The following is a 16,927-nucleotide window of genomic DNA, read 5'->3' as shown; positions in this document are numbered from 1 at the left end:
CCATAATCCGGTGGATTATACTATAATGATCATAGCATAAAAAACGAAGGATCCGGCAGAAAAAACAGAATCTGCCGGGCAGGAGGAAAAAATGAAAAAATTTGATCATTCTCTGTTAAAAGATCCCCGGTATTTCAGCGACGGAAGAATGGATGCCCACTCAGATCATACATATTATCGTTGTGAGGAAGAGAGAGAAGATGGGAAAACTTCTTTCCGTCACAGTCTGAATGGTCTCTGGAAGTTCCATTATGCACGGAATTATGCATCTGCTATCCCAGGCTTTGAGGAAGAAGCATATTCCTGTAAGGACTGGGAGGACATTTATGTGCCGGCACATATCCAGATGGAAGGATATGATGCACCGCAGTATGCCAATGTCCAGTATCCGTGGGAAGGCCATGAAGAACTTCATCCGGGACAGATCCCGGAACGTTTTAACCCGGTGGCAAGCTATGTGAGATATTTCCATGTGCCGGAGAGCATGAAAGGAAAAAGAGTATTTGTTTCATTCCAGGGAGCAGAGAGCGGCCTGGCTCTGTGGCTCAATGGAAAATTTGTGGGATACAGTGAAGATTCTTTTACTCCGTCAGAATTCGAGCTTACGGAATATCTGAAGGACGGCGAGAACAAGCTGGCGGCACAGGTGTTTAAATGGACAGCCAGCAGCTGGTGCGAGGATCAGGATTTTTACCGTTTTTCCGGAATTTACAGAGATGTTTATCTGTTTACGGTACCGGATGTCCATGTATATGATCTCAGGATCCGTGCCATTCCGGATGAAACTCTCAAAAAAGCCGAGCTTGAGATCGTGACCAGTACCTGGGGAAAAGGAAAAATGAAGCTTACACTTTCCGGAAAGGGAGAGATCCTTTTGCAGGAGGAAAGATCTCTGAACGGAGAGGATACCTGTACCTGGGAGATTCAGGATCCCCTTCTCTGGAGTGCAGAAGAGCCGAATCTCTATGATCTGGAGCTGGAGATCAGTGATGAAAGCGGAAAGCTCCAGGAGATCATCCCGGAGAAAGTCGGTTTCCGCCGTTTTGAAATGAAGGATGGTATCATGACCCTTAACGGAAAACGTATCGTATTCAAGGGTGTGAACCGCCATGAGTTCAGCTCTGTCACAGGAAGACATGTGTCCCGGGAGGAACTGCTCAAAGACATCGTGACCATGAAACAGAACAACATCAATGCGATCCGTACCTGTCATTATCCGGATGCATCTCAGATCTACCGTCTCTGTGATGAATATGGTATTTACATGATCGCAGAAAACAATCTGGAATCTCACGGAACCTGGGATATAGCAGAATTTACCGGAGATCACACGGATATCGTTCCGCACAACAAACCGGAATGGCTGGGCATGATGCTGGACCGTGTAAATTCCATGTATCAGCGTGACAAGAACCACCCGGCGATCCTGATCTGGTCCTGTGGAAATGAATCCTTTGGTGGAAAAGATATCTTTGAGATGTCTGAGTTCTACCACAAGAATGATCCTACAAGACTGGTACATTATGAGGGAGTTTTCCATGACCGCAGCTACAATGCCACCAGTGACATGGAAAGCCAGATGTATCCTTCCGTAGAAGCAATCCGGGAGTTCCTTGCAAAGGATGACAGCAAGCCGTTTATTTGCTGTGAGTATACCCATGCAATGGGAAATTCCTGCGGTGCAATGCATAAATATACAGATCTTACAGATACAGAACCGAAATATCAGGGTGGCTTTATCTGGGATTACATTGATCAGTCTATTTACAAAAAAGACCGTTACGGTAAAGAATTCCAGGCATACGGCGGAGACTTCGGTGAACGTCCTACAGATTATAATTTCAGTGGAAACGGTATCGCATACGGCGGAGACAGAGATGCTTCACCAAAGATGCAGGAGGTAAAATTCAACTACCAGAATATCACTGCGCAGGTAAGTGAGGATTCTGTTAAGATCATCAACAAAAATCTTTTTGTAAATACGGACACATTCCGATGTGAAGTAACTCTTGCAAAGAACGGTCATGTTCTCCGCACAGAGACACTGGATACAGCGGTGAAGCCTTTAAGCCAACAGACCTACAGACTTCCATTTGGAAAACAGCAGCGCCCGGGCGAATATACGGTAACCGTAGCCTTCCTTCTCAGAGAAAAAACACTTTGGGCAGAGGCAGGACATGAGGTTGCTTTCGGCCAGTATGTTTATCAGGTGGAAGGATCACCGGAAGCTCCTGCGTGTGGCGTGGAGCTTGTGAGAAGCCTTCATAACATCGGTGTCCGTGGGGAAAATTTCGAAGTGCTGTTCTCCGTTCTCAATGGTGGTCTGGTTTCGTATAAATATGCAGGAAGAGAAATGATCGAAGCGATTCCGAAGCCCAACTTCTGGAGAGCACCTACAGATAATGATTGCGGAAGTCTGATGCAGATGCGCTATGCACAGTGGAAGATCGCCAGCATGTACGCAAGTCATAAGGATTACCGAAAAGGCATGTATGGTCCGGCCAATGCTCCGGAGACAACGGTTCACGAAAACAGCGTGGAGGTTGCTTTTACCTACATCCTGCCAACTACGCCTGCCAGTGAATGCCGTCTTGCCTATGAGGTAACCGGAGATGGAAGAGTAAAGACAACGCTGACCTATGATCCTGTAAAAGAGCTGGGCGATATGCCGGAGTTCGGAGTACTCTTTAAATTCAATGCGGATTATGATCATGTTCAGTGGTACGGCCTGGGACCGGCAGAGACTTATGCAGACCGGAAGCATGGCGCAAAGCTCGGCATTTATGAGAATCTCGTGACAGACAATATGGCACGCTATCTTGTGCCGCAGGAATGCGGAAACAAAGAGGAAGTACGCTGGGCAAAGATCACAGACAGAAAGGGTAGAGGAATGCTCTTTGAGATGGATAAAGAAAACGGCCCGATGATGTTTTCGGCACTTCCATATACTCCTCATGAAATGGAAAATGCCATGCATCCCTATGAGCTTCCGGCAATCCATTATACCGTTGTCCGTGCCGCAAAGGCGCAGATGGGTGTTGGAGGAGATGACAGCTGGGGTGCCCGCACCCATCCGGAATACCTTCTGGATACCAATGGAAAGATGAAATTTTCCTTTGCGTTCAAAGGCCTTTAAAATGTCATAAAATAACAGAACATAAAGTCAGAAAAAAGCTTCCGGCGACTGTCCGGAAGCTTTTTCATTTCATAATAATGCACAGAAAATAAACAGGTTGAAAAAAAACCTGTGGATATTTCATGAAATGAAAAAAAACTTGGATATGCACTTGTTTTTTCATGGTAAATAGTTTAGAATGATTACATAAGTGGTAGAAAGTGGTGAATAGTGGTAGCGAATGGGGATGAGTGGCAGAATACACCATTTGCACCCTGGAAGCACGAAGGGGAGAATCGTGTTTCACGAGAGTAGGTGGGTTTCATGTTCATGGGCGAGTATAATCATACGATCGACGCGAAGGGGCGTCTGATCATCCCTTCCAGGTTCAGGGAACTCTTAGGGGAAGAGTTCGTACTGACAAGAGGGTTGGATGGTTGCCTTTCTATTTATCCGATGGATGAATGGGTTGCTTTTGAAGAGAAACTCCGAGCATTACCACTTACAAATAAAGACGCAAGAACCTTTTCACGTTTCTTTGTAGCCGGAGCTACAACATGTCAGCTGGATAAGCAGGGAAGAATCCTGGTGCCGCAGACGCTGCGCCAGTTCGCTGGTCTGGATAAGGATGTGGTGCTTACGGGTAATCTGAACCGGATCGAGGTTTGGAGCAAAGAGAAGTGGAGCGAGAACTGCAATTATGATGATATGGACAGCATTGCGGAAAGCATGCAGAACATAGGAATCGTCATTTGAGCATAACGCAGGTAGAAATCCCACAGGAGACGGATATGGAATTTAAGCATAAATCTGTATTACTCAATGAGACCATTGACGGCTTAAGGGTAAAGCCGGATGGAATCTATGTGGATGGCACTTTAGGAGGAGCGGGACACGCCACAGAGGTGTGTAAGAAACTTTCTGCCAAGGGGAGATTTATTGGCATAGATCAAGACCAGGATGCGATAATTGCTGCGAGTGAACGGCTGTCAGCCTTTAATCAGGTGACAATCATTCGCAGCAATTATTGTTACATGGCAGATGAGCTGAGATCCCGTGGCATTGAGAAGGTGGACGGGATCCTGCTGGATTTGGGAGTGTCATCTTATCAGCTGGATAATGAAGAGAGAGGTTTTTCCTATCGGTACGATTCTCCTCTGGACATGCGAATGGACAGAAGACAGAGCCGTACAGCCGGTGATATAGTCAACGGTTATGAGGAACGGGAGCTGTATCGGATTATCCGCGATTACGGCGAAGATAAATTTGCCAAAAATATAGCGAAACACATTGTGGCTGCCAGAGAGCAGGCACCGATCCGGACAACCGGAGAACTGACAGAAATCATACGGGGTGCGATCCCCATGAAAATACAAGCTACAGGAGGACATCCGGCCAAGAGGACTTTCCAGGCAATACGTATTGAGCTCAACCGGGAGCTTGACGTGCTTCGGGATTCCCTGGACGGCATGATCGATCTCCTGGATGACGGAGGAAGGATCTGTATCATTACATTCCATTCTCTGGAAGACAGGATCGTTAAGACCATTTTCCGAAAAAATGAAAATCCCTGTACCTGCCCGCCGGATTTTCCGGTCTGCGTATGCGGAAAGAAATCCAAGGGTAAGGTGATCACAAGGAAACCGATCTTACCGGGAAAAGAGGAAATGGAAGAGAATCCGAGATCCAAAAGTGCGAAGCTTCGTATTTTTGAACGGAAAATGTAGTTGAGAGATGGAAGGTAGGCAAATGGCGAAGACAGGAAGAGGGACTACAGCCAGAAGAAATCGAAATACCGTCAGGAACAGCAGAGAAATGTATGTTCAGGGAAATGCGGTAAAACGGCTGCAGGAAGTTCCTCAGAGGACTGATCTGCCCGAGATACAGGAAAGGCGACGGCTGGCTCAGAAAAGAAAACAGAAATCCGCAGTACCTGTGACACCGGCAAAGCAGGTGGTAAGCAGACAGGCACAGCGGAACCGAGAAAAGGCAATGGCCATGAACAAGGGGTTCGTTCTGTTTCTTACGGCAGTTTCCATCGCGGTACTTTTTACCTGTATCAATTATCTTCAGGTAAAATCCGAAATCACGGCGAGTATGAAAAATGTTGCAAATCTGGAATCTGAGCTTGCACAGCTGAAAGAAGATAACGATGCATATTACAGTCAGGTCACTTCTGCAGTGGATATCAGCGAGATCAAGAAAAAAGCTATCGGCGAGCTTGGAATGAAATATCCTTCGGAGGATCAGATACAGACCTATACCACGGAAGGAAACAGTTATGTGAGACAGTATCAGGATGTGGACACACACAAGTAACAGAAGTACAGTTTTTAAGCAGGTGATCGATTGAGTACAAGAAGGCGCAGGCCGGTAAAAAAAATAAATTACAGTATGAAGAAAAAGCTGGCAGTACTATTTTCCTTAGTGTTGCTGGCTTTAGTCGGTTTGGTGGCAAGAATTACCTATATCAATGCCACCAGCGGAAGCAAATATCGAAAGCAGGTGCTGAGTCAGGCTCAGCAGAAATATGAAAATCAGACACTTCCGGCAAAAAGAGGCGATATCTATGACCGGAACGGGAATATCCTGGCAACCAGCAACAAGGTCTATAATGTGGTTCTTGACTGTCTGGAGGTCAATAAGGATCAGGATTCCGTGGAGCCTACCATAAAGGCTCTTGTGGAAGTCCTGGGATTGGATGAAGATGAGATGCGGAAGCTTCTCACCGACAGCAGTACAAAAAAAAGTCAGTATCAGATCGTAAAGAAACAGATTTCCATGGACGACAAAAAAGCCTTCGAAAAATACGAAGATCCGGGAGACGACAGTGAACTGACTGCCACGCAGCTGAAAGAACGTTCCAGGATCACAGGTGTATGGTTTGAAGAAGATTATCTCAGATCTTATCCGTTTAATGAGACTGCCTGTGATACCGTTGGATTTACACTTTCCAGAGATGTGGCGGATGCCGGACTGGAAGGATATTACAATGCGACACTTACCGGCGTGGATGGAAGACAGTACGGATACATCAACAACAATTCCGACGTAGAACAGACGATCATCGAACCGACGGATGGCAAAAGCATTGAGACCTCGCTGGATCTGGGACTTCAGCAGATCGTGGAAAAATATGTAAATACCTTTGAAGAAAAGATGGGAGCCAAAAATGTAGGCGTGATCATCGAGGATCCGAAAACAGGAGAGATCTTGGCAATGGACGGTGGTGACCGTTATGACCTGAATAACCCGAGAGATCTTTCAAATGTGTATTCCCAGAGTGAGATCGCTGCCATGAACGATAAGGAAACCGTGGAAGCGCTGAACGGAATGTGGAGTAATTTCTGCGTGACAGCTGCCTACGAGCCTGGATCGGTTGTAAAGCCTATCGTTATGGGCTCCGCACTTGAAATGGGAGCGATTTCCGAGAGCGATAATTTTGTCTGTGACGGCGGACAGTCTTTTGGAGCGGAAGGTGCGTCTACTTTCATCAAATGTGCGGTATGGCCGGATGCTCACGGGACAGAAGCTCTTTCCGATGTCATTGCCAATTCCTGCAACGATGGTATGATGCAGATCGCAGCAAAGATGGGAAAAGATAATTTCCTTAAGACACAAAGCGTTTTCAATTTCGGAACAAGAACCGGTATCGATCTTCCCAATGAGGGAAGCGGTATGATCCATACCAGCGATACCATGGGAGAAACGGAGCTTGCATGCTCTGCTTTCGGACAGGGATATACACTGACCATGATCCAGGAGATCAATGCAATGTGTTCTGTGATCAATGGAGGATACTACTATCAGCCTCATCTGGTGACGAAGATCAAGGACAGCAGTGGCGGAATCGTAAAAACAATCTCTCCGACACTGATGAAGCAGACGATTTCCGAGAAGATATCTGCAGACATCCGTTCCTACATGGCAGCCAGTGTAGACCATGGTACCAGCCGTACCTCCAAGGTGCAGGGCTACAGCTCCGGTGGTAAAACCGGTACTGCCGAGAAGTTTCCGCGAGGCAATGGCAAGTATCTGGTATCTTTTATCGGATTTGCACCGGTAGATGATCCGGCACTTGTGATCTATGTAGTTGTGGATGAGCCGAAGGTAGATGATCAGGCAAGCAGTACGTACGCACAGTACATTGCACAGGGAATCCTTTCCGAAGCACTTCCGTATCTGAATGTACAGCCGGATGAGGCAGAGGATGGAGAAGTTCCGACTACAGAGCTGTGGGAACTTTTTAAGGGAATCAGCGATTCTGCAACAGGAACCGGCGCGGACGGGCAGAAGGAGGCAATTTCCGATGAGAATGTACCAAGTCCGCCGGAAGATGAGTCGGAGGACAGTGATACCGAAGATAATAACGATATGCAGAGCGAAGGTCTTACCAACGAGGAGGCCGGTCTGGAATAGATAAAAAGAATACCCTCTCAGGGGAACGTCATATATTACAGTGACGACCTCTGAGAGGGATTTTTTTATGATCCGGACCATGGTTTATCACAGGAAAAAAATATGGGTGGTTTTTCTGATCTGCATAATGCTTCTTCTGGGACTTGTGGGAAGACTCTGGTATCTTATGAACGTCCGGGCAGAATATTATTCAAAAAAGGCGGAGGATCTTCATGAGAGGGAACGTGACATAAAAGCAGCCAGGGGAAAGATCCTGGACATCAGGGGAAATATTCTGGCAGATAACCGGACAGTCTGCACAGTATCGGTGATACACAGCCAGATCAAAGATCCTGAAAAAGTGATCCGTGTACTGTCCGGAGCATTGTCTGTGAAAGAAGAGGAAATCCGGAAAAAAGTTGAAAAAGTTTCTTCTATTGAAAGAATACAGACAAACGTGGAAAAAAGCATTGGAGACAGGATCCGGGAATATGACCTTGAGGGAGTGAAGGTAGATGAGGATTATCGGAGATATTATCCTTATGGATCTCTCGCTTCAAAAGTACTGGGATTTACCGGAGGTGATAATCAGGGGATCATTGGTCTTGAAGTGAAATACGATGAGATCCTGAAAGGAGAGCCCGGAAAGATCCTCACAGTTACGGATGCACGTGGTGTGGAGATCGACGGAACCGGAGAACGGAGGAAGGAACCGGTGTCAGGAAATACTCTGCGTACCAGTCTGGATGTTAATATCCAGGAATATGTGCAGCAGGCAGCCGGTAAAGTCATGGAAGAAAAACAGGCGGAGAGAGTTTCCATACTGCTTATGAACCCTCAGAACGGAGAAATCTATGCCTGTGTCAATGTGCCTGAATTTGATCTGAACGATCCGTTTACTCTGAATACAGAAGAAACAGCAGCAGAGGGAGAAAAGAAGCAGGATCTTCTGAACCGGATGTGGAGAAACCCCTGCCTGAATGATACCTATGAACCTGGCTCGACTTTTAAGATCATCACTATGGCAGCAGGGCTGGAGGAAGGAGTGGTGTCAACAGAGGATCGCTTTTTCTGTCCGGGCTATAAGGTGGTGGAGGACCGGCGGATCCACTGTGCAAAGAGAACAGGACATGGTGCGCAGAGTTTTGTAGAAGGTGCCCAGAACTCCTGTAACCCGGTATTTATTGAGGTGGGCCTGCGGCTTGGAGCAGACCGTTATTACAAATATTTTAAACAGTTCGGACTTTTGAAAAAAACAGGAATAGATCTTCCGGGAGAGGCCGGAACGATCATGCATAACCCCAAAAATATGGGAGAGGTGGAGCTTGCCACGGTATCCTTTGGCCAGTCGTTTCAGATCACACCGATCCAGCTTGCAACAACCGTCAGTGGGATCATCAATGGCGGAAACCGGATCACACCTCATTTTGGGATCAGCGTGGAAAGTGCGGACGGAACAAAGGTGCGGACACTGGAATATCCGGTGGAAAGCGGGATTGTGTCCGGTGAGACTTCCCGGACAGTACGTACGATCCTGGAAACTGTAGTTTCAGAAGGCTCCGGAAAAAATGCCGGGATCCAGGGGGTTTCCATTGGGGGAAAAACAGCTACCTCTCAGACACTGCCCAGAGGCTCCGGCAGATATATTTCTTCATTCCTGGGGTTTGCCCCGGCAGAGGACCCGAAGGTCCTGGCTCTTTGTATCATCTATGCACCCCAGGGTATGTATTATGGTGGGATCATTGCCGCACCGGTGGTACGCAGTATTTTTGAAAATGTACTTCCCTATCTTGGGATCAAGAGGACAGTTACGGAAACTCCATTCGGGGAAAACCGGGCAGATGGGGTTGATTAATGAGGATAAAAGCCTTATACTGTTGAAGAAGTATAAAAAAACGAAAGAATTAGAGGTGTGAGGATGGAGTTTCATGTTGTGATCCCTGTGCTGATCTCATTTGCGATCAGCCTTGTATTAGGACCGATTGTTATCCCTTTTTTAAGAAGACTTAAAATGGGACAGACAGAGAGAGAGCTGGGTGTACAGTCCCACCTGAAAAAGAACGGTACCCCTACTATGGGTGGAGTGATCTTTCTCATTGCAACAACTGTAACATCACTGTTTTATATCAGAGATTATCCGATGATCATCCCGGTACTTTTCCTGACACTGGGATTTGGACTGATCGGATTTCTGGATGATTATCTGAAGGTAGTTCTGAAGCGTTCTGACGGACTTCTGCCATGGCAGAAAATGGCACTGCAGATCGTTGTGACAGCTGTATTTGCTTTTTATCTTGTAAATTATTCCAACGTATCCCTGACTATGAAGATCCCGTTCTGGAGCGGACATTATCTGAACCTGGGATGGTTTGCGGTTCCGGTACTGTTCTTTGCGGTGATCGGTACAGTAAACGGAGTCAATTTTACGGATGGACTTGATGGATTGGCTTCCAGTGTTACCCTGATCGTGGCAGTATTCTTTACGGTGGTTTCCCTTGGAATGAACAGTGGTGTGGAGCCGATCACCTGTGCAGTTGTGGGCAGTCTGATGGGATTCCTTCTGTTTAATGTATATCCTGCCAAGGTATTTATGGGAGACACCGGTTCTCTGGCATTGGGTGGCTTTGTGGCTGGTGTGGCTTATGCCATGCAGATGCCGCTGTTTATCATCCTGGTCGGACTGATCTACCTTGTGGAGGTATTGTCTGTTATGCTCCAGGTATCCTATTTCAAGGCAACACACGGAAAAAGAATTTTCAAGATGGCGCCTATCCACCATCATTTTGAGCTTTGTGGGTGGTCTGAGACACGAGTTGTTGCAGTGTTCTCTGTTGTAACTGCTATTATGTGCCTGATCGCTCTCCTGGCATTATAAGGAGGAACAGAAAAATGGATTTAAAAGAAAAAAAAGTTCTCGTTTTCGGAGCCGGAAAAAGCGGCATTGGAGCAGCTGATCTGCTTGGAAGTGCAGGAGCACAGCCGGTGATCTATGACGGAAACGCAGATCTTGATAAAGAGGCAGTTTTACATAAAACAAACGGAAAATACACCCCGGAGATTTGGGCCGGAGATTTTCCGGAGAGAGCGCTGGACAGTCTTGATCTTGTAGTGCTAAGTCCGGGAGTTCCCACAGACCTGCCGCTGGTAAAGAGCTTCTATGAAAAGGGCCTTCCGGTATGGAGCGAGGTGGAGCTTGCCTATCGTACAGGCAAGGGAGAGGTTCTTGCGATCACAGGAACCAACGGTAAGACAACAACAACAGCACTTCTCGGAAAGATCATGGGAGATGCCCGTGAATCTGTATTTGTTGTAGGAAATATCGGAACTGCATATACATCCAAATCATTGGAGATGAGGGAGGATTCCGTAACTGTTGCGGAGATCAGCAGCTTTCAGCTGGAGACTATTGACCAGTTCCGCCCGAAGGTAAGTGCGATCCTCAACATCACAGAGGACCATCTGAACCGTCATCATACCATGGAGGAATACATCCGTGTAAAAGAGCTGATCACCAAAAATCAGGGACCGGAAGATGTATGTGTTCTGAATTACGAGGATGAAGTCCTTCGTAAATTCGGTGAAAATATCGTTCCGAAGGTGGTATATTTCTCAAGTCTTCGCAAACTGGATCAGGGAATCTATCTGGACGGAGATCAGATCATGCTCAAAACAGAAAAAGAAGAGATCCCGATCGTAAAAACCGAAGAGCTTAAGATCCTGGGACGTCATAATCACGAGAATGTAATGGCAGCAGCCGCCATGGCATATTATGCGGGTGTTTCTGTGGAGAGTATCCGCAAGAGTGTCTGTGAGTTTGTGGCAGTTCCACACAGGATCGAGTATGTGACAGAGAAAAACGGTGTTGCATATTACAACGATTCCAAGGGAACCAATCCGGATGCGGCCATCAAGGGGATTCAGGCAATGAACCGTCCGACTCTTCTGATCGGCGGTGGCTATGACAAGGAATCCAGCTATGATGAGTGGATAGAATCCTTCGACGGAAAAGTCCGTTATCTTGTTCTCATCGGTCAGACGAAAGAGAAGATCAAAGCAGCAGCAGAACGTCTTGGATTTACAGATATCATCCTCTGCGAGGATCTGAAGGAAGCTGTCCAGGTCTGTGCGGAAAAAGCCAATCCCGGAGATGCAGTTCTGCTTTCACCGGCATGTGCGAGTTGGGGACAGTTTGATAATTATGAGCAGCGCGGTGACATGTTCAAGGAATACGTGAAAGCACTGTAATAATCCGAAAAATACATACATAAGCTGAAATAAAGACCACTGTGGAGGCCATGCATGAAGGCAGGACAGAAACAGACCGGAAAGACAGATACCGTTCTCTGGGTACTGGTTCTGATTCTGGTGGTATTGGGACTCGGGGCGCTTTTTTCGGCAAGTGAATATAATGGCAGAGTACGTTTCCACGACTCTGCCTATTATTTTAAGAAGCAGCTCTTTGCCACGGCACTGGGGCTGCTTGTTATGTATCTGGCATCACGGGTAGATTACCGGCTGTCTGTAAAGCTGGCGCCGGCTGCCTATATTTTTTCGCTTTTTCTGTCTGCTGCAGTCCTGCTTTTCGGACAGGAGATCAATGGATCGAAGAGGTGGCTGAACCTGGGGCCGCTTTCCTTTCAGCCGTCGGAGTTTTCCAAGGTAGCAGTGATATTGTTTCTGGTGTGGCAGATCAGCAATACAAAAAGCAAAACAACCGGATTCTGGTTTATCTGCAGGACTATGATGACTTTGCTTCCGGTAGCAGGTCTGGTGGGCTCCAATAACTTAAGCACAGCGGTGATCATTCTGGGGATCGGTGTGCTGCTGATCTTTGTGGCCAATCCCAGGTATCTGCAGTTTCTCGCACTTGGAGGTGCGGGGATAGGATTTATTGCGGTTTTTCTTGCCGCGGAGAGTTATCGTCTGGAACGCTTGGCAATCTGGCGGGATCCGGAAAAATATGAAAAAGGATTTCAGACCATACAGGGCCTGTATGCAATCGGAAGCGGAGGAATCTTCGGCAAGGGGTTCGGGAACAGTCTGCAGAAGCTGGGATTTGTCCCGGAAGCCCAGAATGATATGATATTTTCTATTGTGTGTGAGGAAACGGGGATACTGGGAGCCTTTCTGACACTTTTTCTGTTTGGTATTCTGATCTGGAGGCTTTGTATTCTGGCATTAAACTGCCGGGATCTGCAGGGAACGCTGCTGTGCGCCGGGATCATGGCACATATGGCGATCCAGGTAGTCCTGAATGTTGCAGTAGTAACGAATACGATTCCCAACACCGGGATCACTCTGCCCTTTGTAAGCTATGGCGGAACTTCTGTTGTTTTTCTTCTGGGGGAAATGGGGCTGGCCTTAAGTGTCAGCAGTCACAGACATGGAAGGATCACATAGAATAACAAGTAAGAGGCCCTTTTAGGAGTGGAATACTTGAATGAGATCGATGAGATCATCGTGACCGGAGGCAGACCGCTGCATGGAAGCGTCCGGATCCAGGGGTCAAAAAATGCGGCACTTCCGGTTATGGCAGCAGCACTCTTAAGCACCGGGACCAGTGTACTGCGGGGATGCCCGAGAATCAGTGATGTGTATTTGATGGAAAAGATCCTGAAATATCTGGGGGCAGAAACCTGGTGGGAAGGTCAAGATCTTTATCTGGACTGCAGCCATGCGGACGGCACCATGATACCGGAGTGTTATTCCGGAAAAATGCGTTCTTCCGTGATCTTAATGGGAGCAATGCTGGGGCGGAGCAAAAAGGCACAGACAGGATATCCCGGCGGCTGTGTGATCGGGAAACGGCCGGTGGATCTTCATATCCAGGTTTTGCGCCGCCTTGGGGCAGCTGTGGTGGAAAACGGCGGGATGATCCGGGCATCCTGTGGAAAACTCCGAGGTGCAGAGATGTTTTTTCAAAAAAGAAGTGTAGGCGCTACAGAACAGGGCATTCTGGCAGCGGTCCTTGCAGAGGGGAAAACAGTCCTTAACGGCTGCGCCTGTGAACCGGAAATTTATTGGCTTTGCCATTATCTTACCGGAATGGGGGCAAAGATCCGGATTCGTGAAAATGGCTGTATCTGTATTGAAGGGGTGGAGAAGCTTGAAGCTGGCGATGGCTGCATTCCACCAGACCGTATTGTCGCCGGAACCTATCTCATGGCAGCGGCGGCAACCAGAGGAGAGATCATCCTGGAAAATCCGCCTCTGGAGGAAATGGATGGAATCCTGGATGTATATCGGAAAATGGGTGGACAATGCCGCAGGGTAGGTGGTAAACTAATAGTCAACGGAAAAAATACAGGTTTTCCCCTGGAGCTTCTGGAAACAGAAGTTTATCCGGGATTTCCTACAGACCTGCAGTCTCCTGCGATGGCGGTACTGGCCACGATCCCGGGAGTGAGCAGGATCCGCGAGAAGATTTTTGAAGACAGATATAAAACAGCTTCATGGCTATGTAAAATGGGAGCACAGATCCAGATCCGGGATGGAGTTGCTGTGATATACGGAGGGCAGCCCCTGACCGGTTGTACTGTGGAAGCAGAGGAACTTCGCGGTGGTGCGGCACTTGTGATCGCAGCACTTGCCGCGCAGGGGATTACCAGGATCCGGGGCTGTTGTTTCATAGAAAGAGGCTATGAACATATCTGTGAGGATCTGACCGCACTGGGCGGTCTGCTGATAAAGGACAGAGGAACTTTATGAAAACATCAAAAAAAAAGCCACTGAAAGCAGTTGGCGGACTTCTTGTCCTGCTGCTGGCAGGAATTATTTTCTTTTTTACGTATTATCAGGTAGATGAAGTGCAGGTGATGGGCAGCAACCATTATTCTGAAAAACAGATCAGGAAGATGGTGCTTAGGGGGCCGCTGGCATCCAATTCTGTTCTTGCACCGCTTCTTTATACTAAGCAGAACACAAAGGATGTTCCCTTTATAGAAGGCTATACCGTAACAAGGCTGAACCGGCACACCATCTGTGTCAGTGTGAAGGAGAAGGATATCGTTGGCTGTATCCCTTATCTGGACAGTTATATTTATTTTGACAGAAACGGTATTTTTGTGGAAGGATCCACGGAACGTAACGAAAAAATCCCGTTTTTTGACGGGATCAAAGTCAAAAAAGTGATCCAGAACGAGAAACTCCCCATCAAGGATGAAACGGTGATGAACACGGCAGTTGCTCTTTCTACTATTTTTGCAAAAAATGATAAGGTTCCGGATCACATTGAATTTGAAGACGACGGACAGATCAGTCTTGTTTACGGGGATATCACAGTTAAACTTGGAAAGGATGAATATCTGGAAGACAAAATGACCAGAGTTCTGGCTATCCTTCCGATGATTTCCGAAAAAAAAGGAATTCTCCATGCAGAAAATGTAAATGATAATTCCAAGAACATTACCCTGGAGCAGGAACAGGATGAGAGCCAGACTTCCGCAGAAAACTGGACCGGAGGCTATGATGAGGAAGGAAATTACACCGGAGAAGGCGAATACGACGAAAATGGCAACTATGTAGGACCGAAACCGCAGACGGATCTGGAGTATGCGCAGGAAAACTGGGTAGGTGGCTATGATGAAGAGGGAGATTACACAGGCAGTGGTGAGTACGATGCCAACATGACCTATGTAGGCGAAGCCCCCACAGAAGAAACCATGGCAGAAAAAGGAAACTGGAAGGGCGGTTACCGGGAAGACGGAGGCTATGACGGAGTCAGTGAATATGACCGTGATGGCAATTATGTAGGCACTCTGGAGGATTATCAGGCTTCGGCAGAAAGCTCCGGAGACGGAACAGACTCCGAAGATCCAGATGCTCAGAGTACGGATACCGAAGATACAGAAAATGAAGAAGACTCTTCAGACAGCAGTACGGACAGCACCGAGGAAGAGGCTGATTACAGCAGTGATCAGGAAGAAGGAGCTGAGGATTATGATGAAAATTCGTACAGCGATTACAGTGATGAGTCCGATTATGAGTAAAGATAAAAAAGCTTTCTTAATATATAGTGCCAGTATTTGGACATTTTGCCAGAGATTGTTTTGTAAATGTTTCGGTTAATAGAAACAGTGCCGAAATTTAGTGAAAAAAGTATAAAAAAACAAAATTAATGGTTGATTAATTACCGAAAAAAATATATGATATAACTATGTGTATATGTAGCTTGGAATAGATTATTACACTGAATCGGATATCAGGTAGAAATAAAGGAGGAAGTACATTGTTAGAGATAATGACGAATGAGGCTGAGTCTTCTGCGAAAATTATTGTAATTGGAGTAGGCGGCGCAGGTAATAATGCGGTAAACAGAATGGTGGAAGAGGCCATTGGCGGAGTTGAGTTTGTAGGTGTTAATACCGATAAACAGGCTCTGACACTGTGTAAAGCTCCGACTGTACTTCAGATTGGTGAGAAAATTACGAAAGGTCTCGGCGCCGGTGCACAGCCGGAGGTTGGACAGAAGGCAGCTGAGGAGAGCATTGAGGAAGTTAAGAAGATCATCGAGGGAGCGGACATGGTTTTCGTTACCTGTGGTATGGGAGGCGGAACCGGAACCGGAGCTGCTCCTGTGATCGCCGGTGCGGCAAAAGAGATGGGTATCCTGACTGTCGGTGTTGTTACCAAGCCTTTCCGTTTTGAAGCAAAGACCCGTATGAACAATGCACTTGCGGGAATCGAAAATCTGAAGAAAGCAGTTGACACTTTGATTGTCATCCCCAATGACAAATTACTTGAGATCGTTGACAGAAGAACAACCATGCCGGAAGCACTGCGTAAGGCTGATGAGGTTCTTCAGCAGGCAGTACAGGGTATTACAGACCTGATCAATCTGCCGGCTCTGATCAACCTTGACTTTGCAGATGTGCAGACAGTCATGACAGACAAGGGAATCGCTCATATCGGTATCGGTGAGGCAAGAGGTGATGACAAGGCTATGGAGGCTGTACAGCAGGCGGTATCTTCTCCGCTTCTTGAGACAACCATCAAGGGCGCTACTCATGTGATCATCAACATTTCCGGAGATATTTCTCTTATGGATGCCAACGATGCTGCAAGTTATGTACAGGAGCTTACAGGTGAGGATGCAAACATCATCTTTGGTGCTATGTATGATGATTCTGTTGCAGATTATGCGAGAATTACAGTTATTGCTACAGGTCTTACAGACAATAACCTTCAGAACACACCATTTGGAAACAGAGCTTCCAATTCTGTATTCGGAAACACCAAAAAAACAAGCCAGTCACAGCCAGGCGGTATGAACCTTAACATGCCAAGTTTCAGCCTGCCGACTATGAATTCCACACAGTTTGGAACAAAGGCTCCTACAAGCACTGTTCAGAAAAAGGACATCCAGATCCCGGATTTTCTTAAGAACAGATAATAAATGAACAGGATAAGATCCGG

General features: G+C 47.0%; 12 protein-coding genes. All 12 read left to right on the top strand.

Features of this window, described 5'->3' with window-relative positions; translation table 11 throughout:
- The first annotated feature begins 91 nt into the window (after positions 1 to 91).
- Positions 92 to 3,136 carry a glycoside hydrolase family 2 TIM barrel-domain containing protein gene (locus DMI82_RS07160; RefSeq protein WP_110102938.1) on the top strand — a complete coding sequence of 1,015 codons (3,045 nt, stop codon included), beginning with the start codon at positions 92 to 94 and terminating at the stop codon, positions 3,134 to 3,136.
- Between the two features lie 303 nt (positions 3,137 to 3,439).
- Positions 3,440 to 3,871 carry a division/cell wall cluster transcriptional repressor MraZ gene (gene mraZ, locus DMI82_RS07155; protein WP_021651636.1) on the top strand — a complete coding sequence of 144 codons (432 nt, stop codon included), beginning with the start codon at positions 3,440 to 3,442 and terminating at the stop codon, positions 3,869 to 3,871.
- 35 nt (positions 3,872 to 3,906) lie between these two features.
- Positions 3,907 to 4,842 carry a 16S rRNA (cytosine(1402)-N(4))-methyltransferase RsmH gene (gene rsmH, locus DMI82_RS07150; RefSeq protein ID WP_015526106.1) on the top strand — a complete coding sequence of 312 codons (936 nt, stop codon included), beginning with the start codon at positions 3,907 to 3,909 and terminating at the stop codon, positions 4,840 to 4,842.
- A gap of 22 nt (positions 4,843 to 4,864) precedes the next feature.
- A complete protein-coding gene (locus DMI82_RS07145) occupies positions 4,865 to 5,434 on the top strand; it encodes a hypothetical protein (RefSeq protein ID WP_015526105.1) in 570 nt (189 codons plus the stop codon).
- A gap of 30 nt (positions 5,435 to 5,464) precedes the next feature.
- Positions 5,465 to 7,534, top strand: a complete 2,070-nt coding sequence (locus DMI82_RS07140) for a peptidoglycan D,D-transpeptidase FtsI family protein (RefSeq protein WP_242981821.1) — start codon at positions 5,465 to 5,467, stop codon at positions 7,532 to 7,534.
- A gap of 67 nt (positions 7,535 to 7,601) precedes the next feature.
- The gene (locus tag DMI82_RS07135) at positions 7,602 to 9,368 is read left to right on the top strand and encodes a peptidoglycan D,D-transpeptidase FtsI family protein (protein WP_110102937.1); all 1,767 of its coding nucleotides are present in this window, start codon (positions 7,602 to 7,604) and stop codon (positions 9,366 to 9,368) included.
- A gap of 63 nt (positions 9,369 to 9,431) precedes the next feature.
- Entirely contained in the window at positions 9,432 to 10,388 is a 957-nt protein-coding gene (gene mraY / locus DMI82_RS07130) for a phospho-N-acetylmuramoyl-pentapeptide-transferase (RefSeq protein ID WP_015526100.1), read from the top strand.
- Between the two features lie 14 nt (positions 10,389 to 10,402).
- Positions 10,403 to 11,758, top strand: coding sequence for a UDP-N-acetylmuramoyl-L-alanine--D-glutamate ligase (gene murD / locus DMI82_RS07125; RefSeq protein ID WP_110102936.1), 1,356 nt, complete (start codon positions 10,403 to 10,405; stop codon positions 11,756 to 11,758).
- 54 nt (positions 11,759 to 11,812) lie between these two features.
- On the top strand, positions 11,813 to 12,913 hold the full coding sequence (locus DMI82_RS07120; protein WP_015526098.1) for an FtsW/RodA/SpoVE family cell cycle protein: 1,101 nt from the start codon (positions 11,813 to 11,815) through the stop codon (positions 12,911 to 12,913).
- Between the two features lie 27 nt (positions 12,914 to 12,940).
- Complete coding sequence (gene murA, locus DMI82_RS07115; RefSeq protein WP_237972222.1) at positions 12,941 to 14,221, top strand: UDP-N-acetylglucosamine 1-carboxyvinyltransferase; 1,281 nt, start codon at positions 12,941 to 12,943, stop codon at positions 14,219 to 14,221.
- The gene (locus DMI82_RS07110; protein WP_110102934.1) at positions 14,218 to 15,501 is read left to right on the top strand and encodes a cell division protein FtsQ/DivIB; all 1,284 of its coding nucleotides are present in this window, start codon (positions 14,218 to 14,220) and stop codon (positions 15,499 to 15,501) included. Before murA ends, DMI82_RS07110 begins: the two co-directional genes overlap by 4 nt.
- A 251-nt stretch (positions 15,502 to 15,752) precedes the next feature.
- A complete protein-coding gene (gene ftsZ / locus DMI82_RS07105) occupies positions 15,753 to 16,904 on the top strand; it encodes a cell division protein FtsZ (RefSeq protein WP_015526094.1) in 1,152 nt (383 codons plus the stop codon).
- Positions 16,905 to 16,927 lie beyond the last annotated feature (23 nt).

Source organism: Blautia sp. BCRC 81119 (assembly GCF_003184505.1).
GTDB lineage: Bacteria > Bacillota > Clostridia > Lachnospirales > Lachnospiraceae > Blautia_A > Blautia_A fusiformis.
Note: the sequence above shows the minus strand (reverse complement) of the source record. Positions and strands in the feature narration are given on the sequence as shown.

Coding starts and splice junctions, on each gene's coding strand:
- DMI82_RS07160 (WP_110102938.1), top strand. CDS start 92: ATGAAAAAATTTGATCATTCTCTGTTAAAAGATCCCCGGTATTTCAGC.
- mraZ (WP_021651636.1), top strand. CDS start 3,440: ATGTTCATGGGCGAGTATAATCATACGATCGACGCGAAGGGGCGTCTG.
- rsmH (WP_015526106.1), top strand. CDS start 3,907: ATGGAATTTAAGCATAAATCTGTATTACTCAATGAGACCATTGACGGC.
- DMI82_RS07145 (WP_015526105.1), top strand. CDS start 4,865: ATGGCGAAGACAGGAAGAGGGACTACAGCCAGAAGAAATCGAAATACC.
- DMI82_RS07135 (WP_110102937.1), top strand. CDS start 7,602: ATGATCCGGACCATGGTTTATCACAGGAAAAAAATATGGGTGGTTTTT.
- mraY (WP_015526100.1), top strand. CDS start 9,432: ATGGAGTTTCATGTTGTGATCCCTGTGCTGATCTCATTTGCGATCAGC.
- murD (WP_110102936.1), top strand. CDS start 10,403: ATGGATTTAAAAGAAAAAAAAGTTCTCGTTTTCGGAGCCGGAAAAAGC.
- DMI82_RS07120 (WP_015526098.1), top strand. CDS start 11,813: ATGAAGGCAGGACAGAAACAGACCGGAAAGACAGATACCGTTCTCTGG.
- DMI82_RS07110 (WP_110102934.1), top strand. CDS start 14,218: ATGAAAACATCAAAAAAAAAGCCACTGAAAGCAGTTGGCGGACTTCTT.
- ftsZ (WP_015526094.1), top strand. CDS start 15,753: ATGACGAATGAGGCTGAGTCTTCTGCGAAAATTATTGTAATTGGAGTA.